Raw genomic sequence first — 20293 nt, 5'->3', positions numbered from 1 at the left:
ATCCGAACACATGTTCGACGCGCTGTCCACTGGCCCCCTCGCAGGGGCCCACCGCGAGCGTGCGAGTGGTGGGGGGCGAGGGGGTCCTTCGTCAGACGGGCGGGCGGTCCTCGTAGAACGTCGAGAGGACGACGGTGGTGCGGGTGGTGACGTTGGCTACGGCCCGGATCTCCTGCAGCAGCGCCTCGAGGGCATCGGGTGAGGCGACGCGGACCTTGAGGATGTAGCTCTCCATCCCCGCCACCGAGTGGCACGCCTCGATCGCCGGCAGCCGCGCCAGCCGGGCCGGGGCGTCGTCCGGCTGGGCGACGTCGATCGGCGTGATCGACACGAACGCGGTCAGCGGCAGCCCCAGCGCCTTGGCGTCCAGCTGCGCGGCGTAGCCGGTGATCAGGCCGCGCTGCTCGAGCCGGCGCACCCGCTGGTGCACCGCTGACACCGACAGGCCCACGCGCTCAGCGAGGTCGGTGAAGCTCGCCCGCCCGTCCCGGGCCAGCGCGCTGAGCAGGGCGCGGTCGACGTCGGGCGCGGCCGGGGGCGCACCACCGGCCGGCGGGTCAGCCGGGGAGTTCGACGAGCTCACGGGTGCCCCTGTTCAGGATGCGGACGCCGTCGTCGGTGCAGACCACGATGTCCTCGATGCGGGCGCCGTAGCGGCCCGCCAGGTAGATGCCGGGTTCGACGGAGAAGGCCATCCCCGGCTCGAGCGGCAGGTCGTTGCCGGCGACGACGTAGGGCGCCTCGTGGGTGTCCAGGCCGATGCCGTGCCCGGTCCGGTGGAGGAACTGCTCGCCCCAGCCGGCGTCGGTGATCACCTGCCGGGCCGCCGCGTCGACCTGCGCGCAGGTGACCCCGGGGCGGACCGCCGCGGTGGCCGCGGCCTGCGCCCGCTGGAGCACCCCGTACCACTCGAGCAGCCCGCGCGCGGCCACGCCGCCGACCAGGTAGGTGCGGGTGCAGTCCGACCGGTAGCCGGTGTCGGTCTCCCCGCCGATGTCGACGACCACCATGTCCCCGGCCTCGACCACCCGGTCGGAGAGCTCGTGGTGCGGGCTGGCGCCGTTGGGACCCGAGCCCACGATCGTGAAGTCGACCGCCACGTGCCCCTCGGCGAGGATCGCCGCGGCGATGTCGGCTCCCACCTCGGCCTCGGTGCGCCCGACCCGCAGCCACTCCCCCATCCGTGCGTGCACCCGGTCGATCGCCGCGGCAGCCCGGGCGAGCTCCTCGACCTCGTGCGGCGTCTTGACCATCCGCAGCCGGTCGACCACCGGTGCGGCGAGCTCCAGCACCGAGCCGGGCATCGCCCGCTGGAGGCCCAGCGCGTGCTCGGCCCAGGTCCGGTTGCCCACCGCCACCCGCGCCGGCGGGCCGCCCAGCCGGGCCTGCACCGCCGTGGCCACCAGCGCGAACGGGTCGTCGGTCTCGTCCCAGGCCAGCAGCTCCAGACCGAGCGCACCGGCCGGGGACGCCCCCACCATCGGCGCCTCCAGGCGGGGCACCACGAGCAGCGGCTCACCGCGGCGCGGCACGACCAGCGCGGTCAGCCGCTCCATCGCGTGCGCGGCGTACCCGCAGAGGTAGCGCAGGTCCGACCCCGGGGTGAGGACCACGACGTCGATGCCGAGCTCGGCGGCCACCGCCCGGGCGGCGTGCACGCGGTCGACGGACGCCGGCGGGAGAACAGGAGGGGCAGCCACCCGCGCAGACTATCCAGCGGCGCGGACGGCACCGCCCGCCGACGCCGGGCCGTTACGGTCTGGCCGTGACGACCATGCTGCTGGACGCGGCGAGCCTGTACTTCCGCGCCTTCTTCGGCGTGCCCACCAGCGTCACCGGTCCCCACGGCCGGCCGGTCAACGCCGTCCGCGGGTTCCTGGACATGACCGCGCGGCTGGTCGTCGCGCACTCCCCCGACCGGCTCGTGGCCTGCTGGGACGACGACTGGCGGCCGGCCTTCCGGGTGGCCGCGCTGCCCAGCTACAAGGCGCACCGGGTCGCCGAGGCCGGCGGCGAGGAGGTCCCCGACGAGCTCGGCCCGCAGGTGCCGGTGCTGGTGGAGGTGCTCGCCGCCGCCGGCCTGACCCGGGTCGGGGCGCCGGGGTACGAGGCCGACGACGTGATCGGCACGCTCGCCACCCGGGCCCGGGGGCCGGTCGACGTGGTCACCGGCGACCGGGACCTGTTCCAGCTGGTCGACGACGACCGCGGCGTCCGGGTGCTGTACACCAACCGCGGCATCAACGACCTGGAGTTCGTCGACGAGGCGGCGGTGGCCGCCAAGTACGGCATCCCCGGCCGCGCCTACGCCGACTACGCGGTGCTGCGCGGCGACCCCAGCGACGGGCTCCCCGGCGTGGTCGGCGTCGGGGAGAAGACCGCCGCCACGTTGATCAACGAGTTCGGCTCGCTGGCCGGCATCCGGGCCGCCGTGGCCCGCGCCGTCGTCCCGAAGCCGCCGCTGACCGCGGCGCTGCTGAAGAAGTTGCGCGCGGCCGACGCCTACCTGGACGCCGCCCCGGAGGTCGTCGCCGTGGTCACCACCATCGACCTGCCACCGGTGGACGGCGCCCTGCCGCGCCGCCCCGTGGACCCGGACGCGCTGGACGCGCTGGCCGAGGCGCACGGCCTGGAGTCCTCGGTGCGCCGGCTGGGCGCGGCCCTGGGCTGGCCCGACCGCTGACCGGGGTCAGCTGTCGGACCAGGTGTAGTCCCCGTCGGTGCCCGACAGCTCGAGGGTGATGGTGACCGGGTCGCCGTCGGCGGTCGTCCCGTCGCACTCGTAGGTCCGGCCGTCGGCGACGGTCATCGTCTGGTCGCAGGAGAGGTCCAGGGCCACCCCCTCGCGCTCCTGGTACTGCGCGGCGACGTCCCGCTGCACCGCGTCCGGGTCCAGCCGGGTGCCGCCCAGCCGCGCCGGCAGGGTGAAGGCCAGCCCGATGAGCAGGGCCAGGACCAGCAGCCCGAACAGCAGGCCGAACCGCCGGGTGCGGCGCGCCGGTGCCGGCGGCTGCTGCCACCCGCCGTACTGGCCGTGCTGCTGCCCGTAGCCGGGCGGGGCGCCGTACTGGCCGGGCTGCCCGTACTGCGGCGGGGGGCCGTAGGGCTGGCCGGCGGGGGCGCCGTACTGCCCCGGCTGACCCCAGCCGCCCGGTGCGCCGTACTGCCCGGGCGCGCCGTACTGGCTCGGCGGCCCCCAGCCGCCCTGACCGGGCTGGCCGCCCTGGCCGCCCTGTCCTGGCTGGCCGTACTGGCTCGGCGGCCCCCAGCCGCCCTGCTGGCCGTACCCGCCGCCCTGCTGCCCGGACGGCGGCCCCCAGCCGGGCTGCGCCCGGCCGTCCTGCTGCGGGTCCTCGCCCTGCGGCGGCTGGCTCATCGTCGCTCCTCGGTGCGGTGCCGGGCACCCGGTCACGGGTGCGGCGATTGTGTCCTACGGCCCCGGCCGGTCCCGGGGCGCCACGACGCGCGGGCCGGCGGTCAGCCGCTGACCGCCACGGCCACCACGCCGCGGCGCACCCGGCCGACCGCGGCCCGGGCGGTGCCGGCCAGCGGCTCGTCGGCGACCTTGGCCAGCTGGTCGAGCAGGTCGACCAGCTGCCGCGCCCACCGCACGAAGTCCCCGCCGGACAGCTCGGTGCCGGCCTGCTCGGCCCCGGCCAGCACCCGGTCCAGGGTCTGCCCGTCGGCCCACCGGTAGGCAGCCCACACGAAGCCCAGGTCGAGCTCCCGGGTCACCGGCACCTCGTGCTCCCGCTCGACGTCGGCCAGCTGCAGCTGCACCCGGCGCATCTCGGCGAGGGCGGCGGACACCTTGCCCGCCGGCACCGACGGCGTCCCCGGACCCTCCCGGCGGGCCTCGAACACCAGCGCGGAGACGCAGGCCGCCAGCTCGGCGGCGTTCAGGCCGCGGAAGACGCCGGCGCGGATGCACTCGGCGGTGAGCAGGTCGGTCTCCGACCAGATCCGGCTGAGCCGGCGGCCGGCGTCGGTGACCACCGGCGACTCCTCCGGCGGTACCCCGTCCTCGGGCACCTCGACCGGCAGCACCGCGGCCGGCAGCAGGTAGCCCAGCTCCTGCAGGACGTCGCAGGTGCGGTCGAACTGCCGGGTCAGCGAGCCGGTGCGGTCCGCCATCTGCCGGCGCAGCCGCTCGGCTTCGCGCACCTCGCGCAGCCAGCGGTCGGCCGCGCGCACCCGCTCCTCCCGGTCGGGCAGCCCGTGCACCGGGTGGGCGCGCAGCGCGTGCCGGAGGTCGGCGAGCACCGGGTCGTCGGCGGCGGCCGAGCGCCCCCGGGTGCGCCGGGCGCCGAGGTCGTTCTCCACCCGGGCGGTGCGCAGCGTCGCGGCGAGGTCGCGGCGTGCGTGCGGGCTGCGGTGGTTGAAGTTCTTCGGCACCCGGACCCGGGCCAGCGCGGTCACCGGTGAGGGGAAGTCCACCGAGGCCAGCCGGCCGGCCCACTTGTCCTCGGTGAGCACCAGCGGACGCGGCTCGGCGATCTCGGTGACCCCGGGGTCCAGGACGACGGCCAGCCCCTGCCGCCGGCCGCTGGGCACCCGGATCACGTCGCCGGCCCGCAGCGCGGCCAGCGACTCGGCGGCGTCGGCCCGGCGCCGCGCCTGGGTGTCCCGGGACAGCTCCTTCTCCCGCTCGGACACCTCCATCCGCAGCCGCGCGTAGCCGGCGACGTCCAGGACGGCGGCGCTCAGCCCGTCGTTCATCTCCTTCGCCAGCCGGGCGGCGTCCTCCTCGTGCCGGGCCGCGGACCGGGCCAGCCCGACCACCGACCGGTCTGCCTGGAACTGGGCGAAGGAGGAGGCCAGCAGCTCCCGGGCGCGGTCGCGGCCGAAGGCGCCGACCAGGTTGACCGCCATGTTGTAGCTGGGCCGGAACGACGACCGCAGCGGGTAGGTGCGGGTGCTGGCCAGGCCGGCGACGACGGCCGGGTCGACCCCCGGTGCCCAGACGACGACCGCGTGCCCCTCGATGTCGATGCCGCGGCGCCCGGCCCTACCGGTGAGCTGGGTGTACTCCCCCGGCGTCACGTCGGCGTGCGCCTCGCCGTTCCACTTGACCAGCTTCTCCAGGACGACGGTGCGGGCGGGCATGTTGATGCCCAGCGCCAGCGTCTCGGTGGCGAACACCGCCTTGACCAGGCCGCGGACGAAGCACTCCTCGACCGTCTCCTTGAACGCCGGGACGAGGCCGGCGTGGTGCGCGGCGAACCCGGCGAGCAGCCCCTCGCGCCACTCCCAGAAGCCCAGGACGTGCAGGTCCTCCTCCGGCAGCGACCCGGTGCGCCGGTCGATCACCTCGGCGATCGCCGACCGCTCCACCTCGTCGGTGAGCCGCATCCCCGACGCCAGGCACTGGCCGACGGCGGCGTCGCAGCCGTTGCGGCTGAACACGAAGGTGATCGCCGGCAGCAGCCCGGCCCGGTCCAGCCGCTCGATGACCTCGGGCCGGGACGGCGGCCGGTACCGGGGCCGGTTGCCGCCACCGCGGATGCCCGACCCCCCGCCGCCGTGCCAGGAGTCGTGCCGCCGTTCCTGCTCGTGCACGTAGCGGACCAGCTCCGGGTCGACCACCGCCCGGCCCCGCTCGCGGGTGGACAGCCCCCGCGGGGTCTGCTCCCACTCCCCCGCGTGCGCGGCCGGCCGCAGCGCGAACAGGTCGAACACCCGGCCGCCCACCAGCATGTGCTGCCACAGCGGGATGGGCCGGACCTCGCTGACCACGACCTTCGTGTCGCCGCGCACGGTGACCAGCCAGTCGGCGAACTCCTCGGCGTTGCTCACCGTGGCCGACAGCGACACCAGCCGGACGTGCTCGGGGAGGTGGATGATCACCTCCTCCCACACCGCGCCGCGGAACCGGTCGGCCAGGTAGTGCACCTCGTCCATGACGACGTAGCCGAGGTCGGTCAGCGCGGGGGCGTCGGCGTAGAGCATGTTGCGCAGCACCTCGGTGGTCATCACCACCACCGGGGCGTCGCCGTTGATCGCGTTGTCCCCGGTGAGCAGGCCGACCTTCGCGGCGCCGTAGCGGTCGCAGAGGTCGCTGTACTTCTGGTTGGACAGCGCCTTGATCGGCGTCGTGTAGAACGCCTTGCGGCCCTCCTGCAGGGCCTTGTGCACGGCGAACTCGCCGACCACGGTCTTCCCCGCGCCGGTCGGGGCGCACACCAGCACCCCGGAGCCCTCCTCCAGGGCCTCGCAGGCCTCCACCTGGAACGGGTCGAGCGAGAAGCCGAGCTCGGCGGTGAAGTCCGACAGGGTGGGGTGTGCGGTACGCCGACGGGCAGCCGCGTACCGCTCAGCCGGGCTGGACATGCCCCCACCGTATGCGCGCTCCGCCGGTCCGGCTCGGACGCCTGACCACCGAGGGAGGCCATGTCGGCCACCATGGCCCTCAGGCGCGGCCGGTCCCCAGCACGGCCAGGGCGCCGGGCTCGCAGACCGACACCGCGGGCAGCGGGCACACCGGTTCGCCGTCGGCCCAGGTGGTCAGCCCGGCGCCGTGCAGGGCGACCTCCCGGCCGCGCAGCACCGTCACCGCGGGGTGGTCGACGTGCGTGCCGGTGGCCAGCCGCGGCCGGGTGCGGACCAGCTCCCGCCGGCTGACCGGGCCGACGACGACCACCTCCAGCAGGCCGTCGCCCGGGTCGGCGCCGGGGGCGATCCCCAGCCCACCGCCGTACCAGGCGGTGTTGGCCACGGCCACCAGCGTCACGTCCAGCTGGCCGCCGACGCCGTCGACGGTGAGCGCCACCTCCCGCGGCCGGAGCCGGGCCAGCTCGGCCAGGATCGCCACGTCGTAGCGGCGGGGACCGCGCGGCCAGCGCAGCCGGTCGGCCCGGTCGGTGACGGCGGAGTCGAAGCCGCAGCACAGCACCGTCGCCCACCAGCGGTCGCCGGTGCGCGCGGCGTCCACCCGCCGGACCAGGCCGGCGTGCAGGTCCTCGGCCAGCGCGCGGGCCGCCGCGGCCGGCTCCCGCGGCACGCCGAGGGCCAGCGCCAGGTCGTTGCCGGAGCCGGCCGGGAGCAGCCCCAGCGGCGTCCCGGTGCCGGCGACCGCCTGCAGGGCGGCGTGCGCGGCGCCGTCACCACCGAGCGCCGCCACCGCGGCGACCCCGTCGGCCACCGCCGCGGCGCACTGCCGCTCCGCGTCGTCCCGGTCGGTGGCGGTCAGCAGCCGGGGGCGCACCCCGGCAGCGGTGAGCGCCGCGGCGACTGCGGCGGCGGAGCGGGCGCCGCGGCCCCGGCCGGCCGCGGCGTTGACCAGGACGGCCACCTCCGGCTGCGGCACGGGGCGCGGCTCAGCGCTGGGTCTGCGCCGGCTCGTCCAGCGCGCTCGGCCGGGGATCCAGCGGGCTCGGGGCGGCGTCCAGCGGTGAGGCCTCGTCGTCGTCCAGGCCCTGCAGGCCCAGCGCCGCCTCCCGCTTGGCCCGGCGCTTGTCCACGACCCGGGCGACCTGGATGGCGAGCTCGAACAGCACGCACATCGGCCCGGCCATCAGCAGCATGGTGAACGGGTCCTGGGTGGGGGTGATGAAGGCGGCGAAGACGATGGTGAGGAAGTAGATCCACCGCCGCGACCTCGCCAGCACCGCGTGGCTGAGCACCCCCACCAGGTTCAGCACCACCGCGATCAGCGGCAGCTCGAAGCTGACCCCGAAGGCCAGCAGCAGTGAGATGACGAAGCCGATGTAGTCCTGCGCGGTCAGCGCCACCACCACGCCCTCGCCGGCCAGCCCGAGCAGCAGCCGGAGGCCCGCGGACAGCGAGATGTAGGCCAGCGCGGCACCGAGGGCGAACAGCAGCGTGGAGACGGCGACGAACGAGACGCCGAAGCGCTTCTCGTTGCGCTTGAGGCCCGGGGTGATGAACGCCCAGATCTGGTAGAGCCAGCACGGCGCGGACAGCACGATGCCGGCGATGAACGCGATCTTCAGCCGGATCAGCGCGCCGCCGAAGACGTCGGTGACCAGCAGCCCGCAGCTGCCGTCGGCCTCGTTGTACCGCAGGTCCTCGGGCAGGTTGCAGTACGGCGCCCGGATGAAGTCACCGAGCCCGTGCTCGTACCACCAGAAGGCGACCGCGGTGCCGATCAGCACGAACAGCAGCGCGATGCCCACCCGGTTGCGCAGCTCGCGGAGGTGCCCGATCAGCGTCATCGTCGCCGCGGCGTCCCGCTCGGGACGCCGCGGTCGGCGGCCCTGCGGACGCGCGGCCATGGTCACGGGCGGGGGGTCGGCGGACGGGTCAGTGCGAGGTGTCGGTCACGGCCGACGACGCGCGGGCCTGCTCGGCGCGGGCCCGGGCCTCGGCGGCGCGGGCCTCCATCGCACGGGCCTCGGCCTCGTAGTCTACCGCGGACGGGGCGACGGTGGGGTTCGGGCTGGGGGTGACCACCGTGCCGGTGACCGGCGTGGTGCGGGCCTGGTCCTTGGCGCGGACGTCGTCGTCCTTCATGCCCTTCATCTCGCCCTTGAAGATCCGCAGCGACCGGCCGAGCGACCGCGAGGCGTCCGGCAGCTTCTTGTAGCCGAACAGCAGCAGGATGGCCAGGATGATCAGGCCGATCTCCGCGGGGCCGAGGTTCATGGGGTCCTCCGAGACGTGGGGGTGCCGCCGACTCTACGCCGGAGCGGTGCTGCGATCGGGCCGTGCCGGGGCGGTGGACGCCCCGGAGCTGGGAGTTCAGTCGTCGGTCGTCGAGCGTTGGGCTGCCGCCCGCGCGGCGGTGGCCTGGGCCTCGACGAGCAGCGGCTGCACGTCCTGCTCGAGGCCGCTCAGCTCGCGGCGGAGCCGCCCGGCCGCACCCAGCAGGCCGTAGGCGAGCACGCCGAGCACGCCCAGCGCGAGCACGGCGACGACGATCCACACGATCAGCAGCACGACCACGACCCTAGCCGCCGCAGGTGGGGCATCGCTGTGGTCGGGCTGCGCAGCTGCTGACCGTCAGTCGGCGTAGCGGGCCAGCGCGGCCCGGGCCTCGCCCGCGACCTGGGCGGCGAGCTCTGCCGGCTCGTCGACCGTCGCGGTGCCGCCGAGGGAGGCGACCAGCCGGCGGGCCCAGGCCAGGTCCGTCGTCCGCACCGTGACGGCCAGGCCGCCGGGCGGGTCGCTGACCTCGGCCGGGTCCTCCACCGGGTAGTAGTCGGCGACCCAGCGGGCGGTGCGGGCCAGCCGCAGCCGCACCCGGGGTGCCTCCGCGGGCGGCTGGTAGAGCCCACCGTCGAGGTCGCGTTCGTGCGCCTCCGGCGGCGGGGCGGCCGGCTCGTCGAGCACGGTGACGTCGTCGATCCGGTCCAGCCGGAACAGCCGGGTGCCCTCGACGTTGCGGCACCACGCCTCCAGGTACCAGTGGCCGTCGACCAGCAGCAGCCGCATCGGGTCCACGGTGCGCTCGGTGCGCTCGTCCCGGCTGGGCACGTAGTAGTGCAGGTGCAACGCCCGGCGCCGTTCCAGCCCGTCGCGGACGACGGCCAGCGACTGCTCGCGGGCGTCGACGCTGACCACGACCGGTGCGGCGACCTCGGCGGGGTGGCCGGCCGCCGCCGACACCTTGGCCAGGGCGCGGCTGACCGCCTCACCCTCGGCCAGTCCCGGGAGCTCGAGCAGGGTGCGCAGCGCGACGATCAGCGCCACCGCCTCGTCGGTGCTCAGCCGCAGCGGCCGCACCATGCCGGCGGTGAAGGTGACCCGCACCCGGTCGCCCTCGAAGGCCAGGTCGATGAGGTCGCCGGGGCCGTGGCCGGGCAGCCCGCACACCCACAGCAGGTCCAGGTCCCGGCGCAGCTGGGCCTCCGGGACGCCGAAGTCGGCGGCGGCGTCGGCCAGCCGGACGCCGTCCGGGCGGGCCTGCAGGTAGGGCACCAGGGCCAGCAGCCGGGTCATCCGCTCCGCGGTGCTCGGGGCGGTCACGCCGGCTCCGCCATCGCGGCGAGCCGGGTCAGCCGGGCGACGACGGCATCGCGCACCAGCCGGGGCGCCTCGACGAGCACGTCGGGACCGTAGGAGGCCAGCTCGTCGGCCAGCGCCCACGGCTCGGTGGTGCGCACCTGCAGCCGGTCGTCACCGTCGTCGGCGGGCCCGAGCGGCTCGGCGTGCCGGCGCAGGCCGATGGCGGTGCCGGGGCGGGCCCGGACGACCACCAGGTGCTCCTCCCGGGCCTCCTGCCGGGCCACCACCGCGGCCAGGTCCAGGTCGGCCGGCGGTTGGAAGGCGCCCTCGGGCCCGCTGGCGCGCGGGGTGCCGGTGACCCGGGAGAGCCGGAACACCCGCGGTGCCTGCCGGTCCAGGTCGTGTCCGACGAGGTACCAGCGGCCGTGCCAGGCGACCACGCCCCAGGGCTGGACGCGGCGCCGGCTGGCCTGCTCGGCGTCCGGACGGCGGTAGTCGAAGGCCAGCTCGCGGCGGTCGCGGGCGGCGGCGTAGCAGGGCTCGAAGGCGGGCTCGCCGGCGTCCAGGCGGGGCTGGATCTGGATGCCGCGGGTCTGGTCGACCTCGATGCCGGCGGCGCGCAGCTTGACCAGCGCGCTCTGCGCGGCGCCGGCGAGCTGCGCGGACTGCCAGAGGCGCAGCGCCAGGCCGACCGCCGCCGCCTCCTCGCCGGTGAGGGTGATCTCGGGCAGCTCGTACTCGGCGCGGGCGATCCGGTAGCCGTCCTCGGTGTCGAAGGCGCTCGTGCGGCCGGTCTCCAGCGGGACGCCGATCTCGCGCAGCTCGGCCTTGTCCCGCTCGAACATCCGCTTGAACGCCTCGTCGGCCCGCTCGGTGCCGTCGTCGGGCTCGTAGCCGGGGACGGTGTCCCGGATCCTGGCCGCCGACACGTACTGCCGGGTGCCGAGCAGGGCGATGACCAGGTTGACCAGTCGTTCTGCCCGCTTGGCTGCCACGTGCACAGGCTAGTGCCCTCCTCCCGCCGGGCACTCCCGGCGATCGGCTCCCCGGCTGACTACCCTGCCCCGGGTGACCAGCGACTCCTCCCCCGTGCCCGGCAGCCGGATCCGCTGGCGCCGCGGCCGGGTCACCGCACTCGGCCGGTCCTGGCGGGACGCCCAGGAGATGACCGTCGAGGTGGACGGCGACGGGACGCTGCGGGCACTGGCCCACCCCTCCGTCGTCGGCTCGCCCCAGGCCGGGGACGACGTGCTGCTGAACACCACCGCGTGGGCGCAGCGGCTGGGCACCGGCGGCTACGCGCTGGTGGTCGCGGTCCCCGACCGGCTGCCGGCCGACCCGACCGGCACCGGGCACCTGGTGAAGGGCCGGTACACGCCGCTGCAGGTGACCGTGCAGGGCGTGGACGAGCAGGACACCGAGCACCACCAGCTGATCGCCGAGGCCGAGGACCTGGAGGGCATGCCGGTCGTCGTCGCTGACCTGCACTCGGCGCTGCCCGCCGTCCTCGCCGGGGTGCAGGCCACGGACCCGGCGCTGCGGGTCGCCTACGTGATGACCGACGGCGGGGCGCTGCCCGCGGCGTTCTCCCGCACCCTGGACGCGCTGGCCGACTCGCTGGCCGGGGTGGTGACCGTGGGCCAGGCCTTCGGCGGGGACCTGGAGGCGGTCACCGTGCACACCGGGCTGCTGGCGGCCCGGCACGTGCTGCACGCCGACATCACGATCGTCACCCAGGGGCCGGGCAACCTGGGCACCGGGACGCCGTGGGGCTTCTCCGGCGTGGCCGCCGGCGAGGTGTGCAACGCGGTGCACGTGCTGGGCGGTCAGACCGTGGGGGCGCTGCGGATCTCCGAGGCCGACCCGCGGCCCCGGCACCGCGGGGTCTCCCACCACTCGCTGACCGCGTTCGGGCGGGTGGCGCTGGGCGGGGTGTACCTGGTGGCACCCCGTGGACTGGGCTCGGAGCTGGGCAGCCAGGTCGAGGAGGACCTCGCCGGCCAGCCGCAGCGCAACCCGATCGAGTGGGTCGACAGCGACGGGCTGGAGACGGCGCTGCGCGACGTCGGCGTCCCGCTGTCCACGATGGGGCGCGGGCTCGACGAGGACCGCGCGTACTTCCTGGCCGCGGCGGCCGCCGGCCGCTACGCCGCCCAGCTCACGCTGTTCGGCCCGCTGCCGGCCTGACCGACCGCTCCCCCGGGACCTGCCGGGGTCCGCGCCTCCCCGAGTGGCGCGGTGAAGCCGCCCCGCCGTCGGGGTGGGCGCGCGCGCCGTGTCCGCTGGCCGGCTACCGGTGCCGAGCTCGGGCGGGCTCCGTGGTCGTCGTTGGCCCGGTCTTCCCTGGCGGGTGAGCGGCGGCCGTGTTGGGGATAACGGTTGTATGTCGGGTGAGGTCGTCGGTCGCAGGGAACAGTGGCGTCGCGATGGCCCGGCCGGCTTGGTCGCCGCTGTCGTTGTCGTCGCCGTCCGGATGCGCGGTGGTTGGGGATAACGGTCGTGCGCTCACCGACTGCCGCTGCTCCCCCGCGGCCCGCCCGGTCCGTCGTTCGGTCGCGGGACGCGCCGGCGGCCTCGAGCCGTCCCTCTCGCCGGACGCGCCGTCCGCGCTCCGACTCGATCGACGCCCTCGCCACACGGAGTTCGCCGACCGCAGGCCCCGCGCTCCCCGCCGTGCACTCAGCCACCCCGGGGCGAGGTCCTGGCCGCGCGCTCCCTGCGCCCTCCCCCGGTCCTGCGCTGTCCGCACACGAGTTCGCGCCGGCAGCCCCGGACCGTCGCTCCCCCAGCGCACGGGCAACCGGCGGTCGGGCGACCACGTGGGCGCCCGACTCCTCGAGCGCGCCCGGACGACCCAGGCCCACTCCCCCGTCGAGGCGGTCCCCTGGTCGTGCGACACGGTCGAGGCGGGTAGTTGGGGATAACGGTCGTCGAGACGCGACAGGACGCGGGCTCTCGACGGTCGTCAGCCGCCGAGCTCCCAGCGGGTGGGCTCGTCGTCCCGTCGGCGCCAGTCGACCGGCCGACCCAGTGGCGGCAGGATCTCGGTCAGCCACCACGTGGCGTCCGGGTCCCAGCCGCCGAGCAGCGTGCGGGTCGGTCGGCCGTCGAGCTCCACCGGCAGTGCCCGGCCCGCGGTGGACAGGTAGCCGTCGACCGTGAGGTGCACAGCGTCGAAGGCCTCGGCGACCGCCGCCCAGTCGGGGATGGCCCAGGCTCCGGCCCAGCCGGTGACCTGCCACCAGTCGTGCCGTCGCGCAGCGCTGACGTCCAGCGGGTACCGCGAGACCAGGGCCGTCCAGGCCGCCGGGCCGCTGATCTCGTGGACCCGCGCGGTGGGCGGTGACTCCACCGGCCAGGTCCGCGCGCTCTGCCAGCCCATCTCGTCCTCGACCAGCAGCAGTCCGACCGGGGCAGCCCGGTCGACAGCCACGCCCGGCCGCGCCCGGGTGGTGACCGGCACCCCGGCGAAGGTGGGCGTGGACCACCAGTGGCCGCTGTACGGCGCCGTCGGGTCGACCGGTCGGTCGTCGCGAGCGTCGTCGATCAGCGTGTCGGTGCGCCACTGCAGCAGACCGGACCTGGCTCCGGTCACCGCCGGAGGGACTGTCACGCCCTCGTCCGGCCAGCCCACGACGTGCTGATCGCCCGTGGCAACGGCCTCACCCCACCACTGCGTGGCCGGCGCCCGCACGACCGCCTCGACGACCGGGCTCAGCAGCGCTGCGACCTCCGGGTCGGCGAGCGCGGAGTCCGCGTCGTCCGGCGGCTGCCAGTACCGCGCCTGGTCGACCGAGGCGAGCAGGGCGGCCAGCAGCCGGTCCGGCTGCCCGATCGCGTCCAGGTCGATCCGGGAGACGTCGGCGGCGAGGGACGCACGGACGGCGGCCGGGTCGAAGCGACCGATCGGGTACCCGTCCGGTCCGTCGGTCCAGGACAGCGGGGGCCACAGTCGACCCGCCGCCTCCTGGACCAGCTCGAGGCACAGCCGCCGGCCGCGCGGGCCGGACAGCAGGAGCTCCGCGCGGCTGGTCACCGGCGCAGTGTGCCCGGTGGCCTACATCGAGGCGATCAACTTCTCCACCCGCTCGTCGACGGCCTTGAACGGGTCCTTGCAGAGCACGGTCCGCTGGGCCTGGTCGTTGAGCTTGAGGTGCACCCAGTCGACGGTGAAGTCGCGGCGCTTCTCCTGCGCGCGGCGGATGAACTCGCCGCGCAGCTTGGCCCGGGTGGTCTGCGGCGGCACGTTCTTCGCCTCGAAGATGGCCGGGTCGTGGGTCACCCGGTCGACCTGGCCGGCGTTCTCCAGCAGGTAGTAGAGGCCGCGGCCGCGGCGGATGTCGTGGTAGGCGAGGTCCATCTGGGCCACCCGCGGGCTGGACAGCGGGAGGTCCCGCTTGCCCCGGTACCGCTCGATGAGCTGGTACTTGATCGCCCAGTCGATCTCCCGGTCGATCAGGCTCAGGTCGCCGCCGTCGATGGCCTTGAGGGTGCGGCCCCACAGCTCGAGCATCTGCCGGTGCACCGGCCCGTAGCCCTCGCGCTCGACGAACTCGGCGGCCCGGTCGTGGTACTCCTGCTGGATCTCCAGCGCTGACATCTCCCGGCCGTTGGCCAGCCGGACCTTCCGCCGCCCGGTCATGTCGTGGCTGATCTCGCGGATCGCCCGGATCGGGTTCTCCAGCGTCATGTCCCGCAGCACGACGCCCTGCTCGATCATCCGCAGCACCAGGTCGGTGATGGTGACCTTGAGCAGGGTCGTCGTCTCGCTCATGTTGGAGTCGCCGACGATCACGTGCAGCCGCCGGTAGCGCTCGGCGTCGGCGTGCGGCTCGTCGCGGGTGTTGATGATCGGCCGCGAGCGGGTCGTGGCGCTCGAGACGCCCTCCCAGATGTGCTCGGCACGCTGGCTGACGCAGTACACGGCGCCGCGGGGAGTTTGCAGGACCTTGCCCGCGCCGACGACCATCTGCCGGCTGACCAGGAACGGGATGAGCACGTCGGCCAGCCGGCTGAACTCGCCGTGCCGGCCGACCAGGTAGTTCTCGTGGCAGCCGTAGCTGTTGCCGGCCGAGTCGGTGTTGTTCTTGAACAGGTAGATGTCGCCGGTGACGCCCTCCTCGTTCAGGCGCTGCTCGGCGTCGATCATCAGGCCCTCGAGGATCCGCTCCCCCGCCTTGTCGTGGACGACGAGCTCGGTGACGTCGTCGCACTCGGCGGTCGCGTACTCGGGGTGGCTGCCCACGTCGAGGTACAGCCGGGAGCCGTTGCGCAGGAACACGTTGGAACTGCGTCCCCAGGAGACGACGCGGCGGAACAGATAGCGCGCCACCTCGTCAGGTGAGAGGCGCCGTTGCCCCTTGAAGGTGCACGTGACGCCGTACTCGGTCTCGATGCCGAAGATCCGTCGTTCCACCTCGCCGAGCCTAGGCGTCCGCGGCGCGCTCGGCTCGTGTCCCGAGCGCGCCGCGCCGCTCACCGGCCGCCGGTCGTGCTGTCGCCGTCGGTGCCGCCGCCGACGCCGTCCTGGGTGCTCGGCTGGGCGGAGGCACCCTCGGTGCCACCGGCGGTGTCGACCGCAGCCGGGTCACCCAGCCCGGGCGGGGTGCCGGGTGCCGGCGCGCTGGGCGCGTGACCGGCGGCGGCCTCGGCCGGGGGCGCCTCGTCGGGGGCCGGCCGGTCGGCGATCAGCGCGGCCAGCGCGGCGCCGACGACCCGGCGGAAGGCCCGCTTGGGACGGCGACGGTCGAGGACGGCGACCTCGATCTGCTCGGCGGGGAGCTGCTCGTGCCCTCCCCCGTTGGCCGCCGTGGCCGGGCTCACCGCGGACAGCGCCTGCACCCCGACCCGCAGCGCCTCCGCCAGACCGAGGCCATGGGTGAAGTTCTGCCGCAGGTTCGCGGTGACCGCGTCGGCCTGGCCGCCCATGACGACGAAGTCCGGCTCGTCGACGATCGACCCGTCGAAGGTGAGCCGGTAGAGCTGGTCGGACTCCGGGGTGTCGCCCACCTCGGCGACGCAGAGCTCCACCTCGAAGGGCTTCATCTGCTGGGTGAAGACCTCGCCGAGGGTCTGCGCGTAGGCGTTGGCGATGACCCGGCCGGTGACGTCGCGGCGGTTGTAGGAGTAGCCGCGGACGTCGGCGAGCCGGATGCCGGCGACCCGCAGGCTCTCGAACTCCGAGTACCGGCCGACAGCGGCGAAGCCGATCCGGTCGTAGAGCTCGCTGACCTTGTGCAGGGTGGAGCTGGGGTTCTCGGCGATGAACAGGACGCCGTCGGCGTAGGTGAGGACGGCGACGCTGCGACCGCGGGAGATGCCCTTGCGGGCGTACTCCGAGCGGTCCCGCATGACCTGCTCGGCGGAGGCGTAGTAGGGCATGGTCATGGCTCAGGCCTCCCGCTCGGCGGCGGACCGGTCGGCGACGATCGCCTCGGCGACCGCGGCGACCTCGTCGTCGGTCAACCGCACCGCGCCCTCGGCGTCGACGCGGTACACGATCGGGTAGAGCCGCCGGACGGTGTCGGGTCCGCCGGTGGCGGAGTCGTCGTCGGCGGCGTCGTAGAGGGACTCGACGAGCGCGCGGGTGGCGGCCTCGGCGGACAGCCCCGGGCGCCACGTCTTCTTCAGCGAGTTCTTGGCGAACAGCGAGCCGGAGCCGACCGAGGCGTAGCCGCGCTCCTCGTAGTTCCCGCCGGTGACGTCGTAGCTGAAGATCCGGCCGGGACTGGCGCCCTCGGCGGCGTCGAGGTCGTAGCCGGCGAAGAGCGGGACGACGGCCAGGCCCTGCATGGCCGCGCCGAGGTTGCCGCGGATCATCCCGGCGAGGCGGTTGGCCTTGCCGTCGAGGGACATCGTCATCCCCTCGATCTTCTCGTAGTGCTCGAGCTCGACCTGGTACAGCCGGACCATCTCGATCGCGATGCCCGCGGCGCCGGCGATGCCGATGACCGACCAGGAGTCGGCGGCGTAGACCTTCTCGATGTCCCGGCTGGAGATGAGGTTGCCCATGGTCGCCCGCCGGTCACCGCCCATCAGGACGCCGCCGTCGAAGGTCACCGAGACGATCGTGGTCGCGTGCGGGGCGAGCTCGGCGACCGACACCGCCGGCAGCGTGCGCCGGCCGGGCAGCAGGTCGGGGGCGGTGGTGCCCAGGAAGTCGGTGAACGAGGAGCCCACCCGGTCCAGATAGGCGGGGGTGAACCCGCTCCGGGTAGTCGACTGTTCGTTCACGCATCCGCCTCTCTCGCCGCCAGGAACGCGCGGCCTCGACTGCACAGACCCGTCCGCCGGATCACCGGCGGACGTCGGTTGGACCCTACCGGCGGGGTCCCGGCCCGCACCGTGACCTCGGGACGGCGCCGGGCCAACGGCCGCGGCCGGTTCCGCCGCTGCAGCTCGCGGTGCCGCTCGACGTAGTCCGCAGCCGCCCGCAGGACAGCTGGGTCGTCCCGGAACTGGCCGAGACCGCCGTTGCAGTTGAAGCAGAGCAGTTCCCGGACGGCGTCGGTAGCGTGGTCGTGGTCGACGTGCACCGCCGGCGCCACCCGGCAGACCGCGCACAACCCACCCTGCGCGGCGAGCATGAGGTCAGCCTCCTGAGCGGAGATCCCGTACCGCCGCGAGAGGTGGTACGTCCGGCTACCGCCGACCTTCTCCCGAGACTGCTTTCCGCGCAGGTTGTGACAGGACAAGCAGTAGGTCGCGATGCCGGACGCGTGGGATCGCGAGCGAGGGAAGTCCGCGAAAGGCAGGACGCGGGAGCAATCAGGGCACCACTTGAAACCCGGCGGCACGTCCACGTCGGTCGGAGTGACCCGGTAACGCCGGGGCTGCACACGCCTGGCTTCGCGACTCCTGGCGCTCCGTGCCGACAAGTGTTCACGGCAGTAGAACGCCAGCCCGTCGCGCGAGCGCTTGTTGCTGCTGAAGTCAGCGACCGGCCTGTGCGCTCCACAATCGCGACAGAACTTCGTCTCCATCAAGGTCGGGAAACGAAGAGATGATCTTGGTCATTGACCCCCTTTTTGTACGTAAGAACGCACAAACTCCTCGGCGTTCTCCTCGAGGACCCCGTCGATCTCGTCGAGCAGAGAATCGACGTCCTCGGTCACTTCCTTGGTGCGCTCGGAGACGTCGGTGTCGACCGACGCCTCGACCTCCTCGGTCTCCTCGCGCGACCGCGTGGCCCGCTGCTGCCCGCCGGTGTCCCTGGTGGCCATGTCGTCCTCCTGAGCTCGGTGCTGGGGTCGGTGCTGGAGGTGAAGCTACCCGCGTGATGTGACAGTTCGCCGTCGTCCCGCGGTGCCCGGGGAAAACGGTCGAACCCGCCGGTGGGCAGCGCCTACGGTCACCCGGTGGCCGAGGACTCCGCGCTGTCCGGACTGGTCGTGCTCGTGCCCGAGGCGGAGCCGGTCGTCGGCCGGCACCGGCTGCTGCTGGACGACAACGCCGCGCGCGGCGCCCCGGCCCACGTCACGGTGCTCTTCCCCTTCGCGGCGCCGTCCGCGCTCGACGAGCCGACCCTCGCCCGGGTCGCCCGGGCCGTCGGCGCCGTGCCCGCCTTCGACCACGCGTTCACCGGGACCACCTGGTTCGGCGACGACGTGCTGTGGCTCGCCCCCGCCGACCCCGCGCCGTTCCGCGAGCTCACCGACCGGGTGTCCGCCGCGTTCCCGGCGCACCCGCCCTTCGAGGGTCGGTTCGCCGACGTCGTCCCGCACCTGACCGTGGGCCACCGGCGTCCCCGGCCGCTGCTCGAGGCGGCGGAGCGGGAGGTGCGGGCCGAGCTGCCGGTCCGCGGCCGCGCGACCGAGGTCGCCCTGCTCGCGCGGGACACCCCGGACGACCGCTGGGCGGTCCGGGCGACGTTCCCCCTCAGCCGCCGGTGATCGTGTCCACGAGCTCGGCCGCCGAGGACGTGGAGTCGAACAGCGCCCCCACGTGCTCGCGGGTCCCGCGCAGCGGCTCCATGGTCGGGATGCGCACCAGGTTCTCCCGGCCGACGTCGAACACGACCGAGTCCCAGGACGCGGCGGCCACCTGGGCGGGGTAGCGCCGCAGGCACTCGCCGCGGAAGTAGGCCCGGGTGTCGACCGGCGGGTGGGTCATCGCCCGGGTGACCTCCTCGTCGGTGAGCAGCCGCTGCATCGACCCGCGGGCGACCAGCCGGTGGTACAGCCCCTTGTCCGGCCGCACGTCGGAGTACTGCAGGTCGACGAGCTTGAGCCGCGCGTCCCCCCACTGCAGGCCGTCGCGCTGGCGGTACCCCTCCAGCAGCCGCAGCTTCGCCGGCCAGTCCAGCCGGTCGGCCAGCCGCATCGGGTCGATGCTGAGCTCCTCGAGCACCTCGGCCCACCGGCGGAGCACGTCGGCGGTCTGCTCGTCGTCGGTGCCGGTGTCGGCCACGAACTTCCGGGCCATGGCCAGGTACTCCTGCTGCACCTCGATGGCGGTCAGCCGCCGCCCGTCGCGCAGCCGCACCCGGTGGGTCAGCGAGGGGTCGTGGCTGACCGCCTGCAGCGCCTCGACCGGCTCCTCGATCGTGAGGTCCTGGGTGAGCGCCCGGGCCTCGATCATCGCCAGCACCAGCGACGCCGTCCCGACCTTCAGGTAGGTGGACAGCTCGGCGAGGTTGGCGTCCCCGATGATCACGTGCAGCCGGCGGTACTTGTCGGCGTCGGCGTGCGGCTCGTCCCGGGTGTTGATGATCGGCCGCTTGAGCGTCGTCTCCAGCCCGACCTCGACCTCGAAGAAGTCGGCCCGCTGGGACAGCTGGAAGCCCTGGGTGCGCCCCTCCGTGCCGATGCCCACCCGGCCGGCGCCGGCGAACACCTGGCGGGTGACGAAGAACGGGATGAGGCCGCGGATGATGTCGATGAACGGCGTCGAGCGGCTCATCAGGTAGTTCTCGTGCGAGCCGTACGAGGCGCCCTTGCCGTCGGTGTTGTTCTTGTACAGCTGGATGGGCTGGGTGCCGGGGACCCGGGCCGCGCGGCGGGCCGCCTCGGCCATGATCTTCTCCCCCGCCTTGTCCCAGAGCACGACGTCGCGCGGGGTGGTCACCTCCGGCGTCGAGTACTCCGGGTGCGCGTGGTCGACGTACAGCCGGGCGCCGTTGGTCAGGATGACGTTGGCCATCCCGGCGTCCTCGTCGAGGTCGGCGTGGTCCAGCGCGCTGGCCGGGGAGAGGTCGAACCCCCGCGCGTCGCGCAGCGGCGACTCCTCCTCGAAGTCCCAGCGCGGCCGCCGGGGCGTCGGCGCCTCGGCCACGGCCCAGGCGTTCACCACCTGGCTCGACAGCGTCGTGGGGTTCGCACCCGGCTGTCCCGGCACGGAGATCCCGTACTCGAGTTCGGTGCCCATGACCCGTCGCACGCTCATGGGC

20 protein-coding genes are annotated in these 20293 nt (G+C 74.6%); 3 read left to right on the top strand and 17 right to left on the bottom strand.

Annotation, left to right across the window (positions count from 1 at the left end):
- Positions 1-91: 91 nt before the first annotated feature.
- Together MODMU_RS12580 and MODMU_RS12575 are read right to left on the bottom strand one after the other, a co-directional pair.
- Complete coding sequence (locus tag MODMU_RS12580; RefSeq protein ID WP_014740640.1) at positions 92-583, bottom strand: Lrp/AsnC family transcriptional regulator; 492 nt, start codon at positions 581-583, stop codon at positions 92-94.
- Positions 558-1700, bottom strand: coding sequence for a M24 family metallopeptidase (locus MODMU_RS12575; protein WP_014740639.1), 1143 nt, complete (start codon positions 1698-1700; stop codon positions 558-560). The genes MODMU_RS12580 and MODMU_RS12575 overlap by 26 nt, the downstream gene beginning before the upstream one ends.
- A 74-nt stretch (positions 1701-1774) precedes the next feature.
- Here MODMU_RS12575 and MODMU_RS12570 point away from each other — a divergent pair, with 74 nt between their 5' ends.
- The gene (locus MODMU_RS12570) at positions 1775-2683 is read left to right on the top strand and encodes a 5'-3' exonuclease (protein ID WP_041795236.1); all 909 of its coding nucleotides are present in this window, start codon (positions 1775-1777) and stop codon (positions 2681-2683) included.
- Between the two features lie 6 nt (positions 2684-2689).
- Here the strand turns inward: MODMU_RS12570 and MODMU_RS12565 are convergent, their stop codons facing one another.
- The 8 genes from MODMU_RS12565 to MODMU_RS12530 form a co-directional block, all read right to left on the bottom strand.
- Entirely contained in the window at positions 2690-3376 is a 687-nt protein-coding gene (locus MODMU_RS12565; protein WP_014740637.1) for a DUF4333 domain-containing protein, read from the bottom strand.
- Between the two features lie 101 nt (positions 3377-3477).
- A complete protein-coding gene (locus MODMU_RS12560; protein WP_014740636.1) occupies positions 3478-6330 on the bottom strand; it encodes a DEAD/DEAH box helicase in 2853 nt (950 codons plus the stop codon).
- A gap of 79 nt (positions 6331-6409) precedes the next feature.
- Complete coding sequence (locus MODMU_RS12555) at positions 6410-7306, bottom strand: diacylglycerol kinase family protein (RefSeq protein ID WP_014740635.1); 897 nt, start codon at positions 7304-7306, stop codon at positions 6410-6412.
- 10 nt (positions 7307-7316) lie between these two features.
- On the bottom strand, positions 7317-8234 hold the full coding sequence (gene tatC, locus MODMU_RS12550; protein WP_041796598.1) for a twin-arginine translocase subunit TatC: 918 nt from the start codon (positions 8232-8234) through the stop codon (positions 7317-7319).
- A 28-nt stretch (positions 8235-8262) separates the two neighbouring features.
- On the bottom strand, positions 8263-8604 hold the full coding sequence (gene tatA / locus MODMU_RS12545; RefSeq protein WP_014740633.1) for a Sec-independent protein translocase subunit TatA: 342 nt from the start codon (positions 8602-8604) through the stop codon (positions 8263-8265).
- 96 nt (positions 8605-8700) lie between these two features.
- Positions 8701-8898 (bottom strand): hypothetical protein, encoded by a 198-nt coding sequence (locus tag MODMU_RS12540; protein WP_014740632.1) that lies wholly within the window; start codon positions 8896-8898, stop codon positions 8701-8703.
- A gap of 63 nt (positions 8899-8961) precedes the next feature.
- Positions 8962-9927, bottom strand: coding sequence for a helix-turn-helix transcriptional regulator (locus tag MODMU_RS12535; RefSeq protein ID WP_014740631.1), 966 nt, complete (start codon positions 9925-9927; stop codon positions 8962-8964).
- Positions 9924-10901: a helix-turn-helix transcriptional regulator gene (locus MODMU_RS12530; protein ID WP_041796596.1), complete on the bottom strand. Its 978-nt coding sequence runs from the start codon at positions 10899-10901 to the stop codon at positions 9924-9926. Before MODMU_RS12530 ends, MODMU_RS12535 begins: the two co-directional genes overlap by 4 nt.
- A gap of 73 nt (positions 10902-10974) precedes the next feature.
- On the opposite strand from MODMU_RS12530, the gene MODMU_RS12525 reads away from it, so the two are divergent.
- On the top strand, positions 10975-12093 hold the full coding sequence (locus tag MODMU_RS12525; protein ID WP_014740629.1) for a DUF3866 family protein: 1119 nt from the start codon (positions 10975-10977) through the stop codon (positions 12091-12093).
- 778 nt (positions 12094-12871) lie between these two features.
- Here the strand turns inward: MODMU_RS12525 and MODMU_RS12520 are convergent.
- The 6 genes from MODMU_RS12520 to MODMU_RS12495 are packed head-to-tail and all read right to left on the bottom strand — an operon-like array spanning position 12872 to position 18128.
- Complete coding sequence (locus MODMU_RS12520; RefSeq protein ID WP_014740627.1) at positions 12872-13942, bottom strand: hypothetical protein; 1071 nt, start codon at positions 13940-13942, stop codon at positions 12872-12874.
- A 21-nt stretch (positions 13943-13963) separates the two neighbouring features.
- Positions 13964-15322 (bottom strand): Pup--protein ligase, encoded by a 1359-nt coding sequence (pafA, locus tag MODMU_RS12515; RefSeq protein ID WP_014740626.1) that lies wholly within the window; start codon positions 15320-15322, stop codon positions 13964-13966.
- A gap of 59 nt (positions 15323-15381) precedes the next feature.
- Positions 15382-16293 carry a proteasome subunit alpha gene (gene prcA, locus MODMU_RS12510; protein ID WP_014740625.1) on the bottom strand — a complete coding sequence of 304 codons (912 nt, stop codon included), beginning with the start codon at positions 16291-16293 and terminating at the stop codon, positions 15382-15384.
- Positions 16294-16296: 3 nt separating this feature from the next.
- Positions 16297-17139, bottom strand: coding sequence for a proteasome subunit beta (gene prcB / locus MODMU_RS12505; RefSeq protein WP_014740624.1), 843 nt, complete (start codon positions 17137-17139; stop codon positions 16297-16299).
- The gene (locus tag MODMU_RS30035; RefSeq protein WP_041795234.1) at positions 17136-17888 is read right to left on the bottom strand and encodes an endonuclease VII domain-containing protein; all 753 of its coding nucleotides are present in this window, start codon (positions 17886-17888) and stop codon (positions 17136-17138) included. The genes prcB and MODMU_RS30035 overlap by 4 nt, the downstream gene beginning before the upstream one ends.
- Positions 17889-17918: 30 nt before the next feature.
- Entirely contained in the window at positions 17919-18128 is a 210-nt protein-coding gene (locus MODMU_RS12495; RefSeq protein ID WP_014740622.1) for a ubiquitin-like protein Pup, read from the bottom strand.
- Between the two features lie 135 nt (positions 18129-18263).
- Between MODMU_RS12495 and MODMU_RS12490 the strand changes: the two genes are divergently transcribed.
- Entirely contained in the window at positions 18264-18797 is a 534-nt protein-coding gene (locus MODMU_RS12490) for a 2'-5' RNA ligase family protein (RefSeq protein WP_041796586.1), read from the top strand.
- On the opposite strand, the gene dop is transcribed toward MODMU_RS12490, so the two are convergent.
- Positions 18784-20289, bottom strand: a complete 1506-nt coding sequence (gene dop, locus MODMU_RS12485) for a depupylase/deamidase Dop (protein ID WP_014740620.1) — start codon at positions 20287-20289, stop codon at positions 18784-18786. The genes MODMU_RS12490 and dop overlap by 14 nt on opposite strands.
- Positions 20290-20293 lie beyond the last annotated feature (4 nt).

It is taken from the genome of Modestobacter italicus, assembly GCF_000306785.1.
Taxonomy (GTDB): Bacteria; Actinomycetota; Actinomycetes; order Mycobacteriales; family Geodermatophilaceae; genus Modestobacter; species Modestobacter italicus.
This window is presented reverse-complemented; position numbering and strand designations above follow the sequence as displayed.

Excerpts from the sequence above, each read along its gene's own strand:
- MODMU_RS12570 (WP_041795236.1), top strand. The coding sequence starts at position 1,775 with ATGCTGCTGGACGCGGCGAGCCTGTACTTCCGCGCCTTCTTCGGCGTG.
- MODMU_RS12565 (WP_014740637.1), bottom strand. The coding sequence starts at position 3,376 with ATGAGCCAGCCGCCGCAGGGCGAGGACCCGCAGCAGGACGGCCGGGCG.
- MODMU_RS12560 (WP_014740636.1), bottom strand. The coding sequence starts at position 6,330 with ATGTCCAGCCCGGCTGAGCGGTACGCGGCTGCCCGTCGGCGTACCGCA.
- tatC (WP_041796598.1), bottom strand. The coding sequence starts at position 8,234 with ATGGCCGCGCGTCCGCAGGGCCGCCGACCGCGGCGTCCCGAGCGGGAC.
- tatA (WP_014740633.1), bottom strand. The coding sequence starts at position 8,604 with ATGAACCTCGGCCCCGCGGAGATCGGCCTGATCATCCTGGCCATCCTG.
- prcA (WP_014740625.1), bottom strand. The coding sequence starts at position 16,293 with ATGACCATGCCCTACTACGCCTCCGCCGAGCAGGTCATGCGGGACCGC.
- MODMU_RS30035 (WP_041795234.1), bottom strand. The coding sequence starts at position 17,888 with ATGGAGACGAAGTTCTGTCGCGATTGTGGAGCGCACAGGCCGGTCGCT.
- MODMU_RS12495 (WP_014740622.1), bottom strand. The coding sequence starts at position 18,128 with ATGGCCACCAGGGACACCGGCGGGCAGCAGCGGGCCACGCGGTCGCGC.
- dop (WP_014740620.1), bottom strand. The coding sequence starts at position 20,289 with ATGAGCGTGCGACGGGTCATGGGCACCGAACTCGAGTACGGGATCTCC.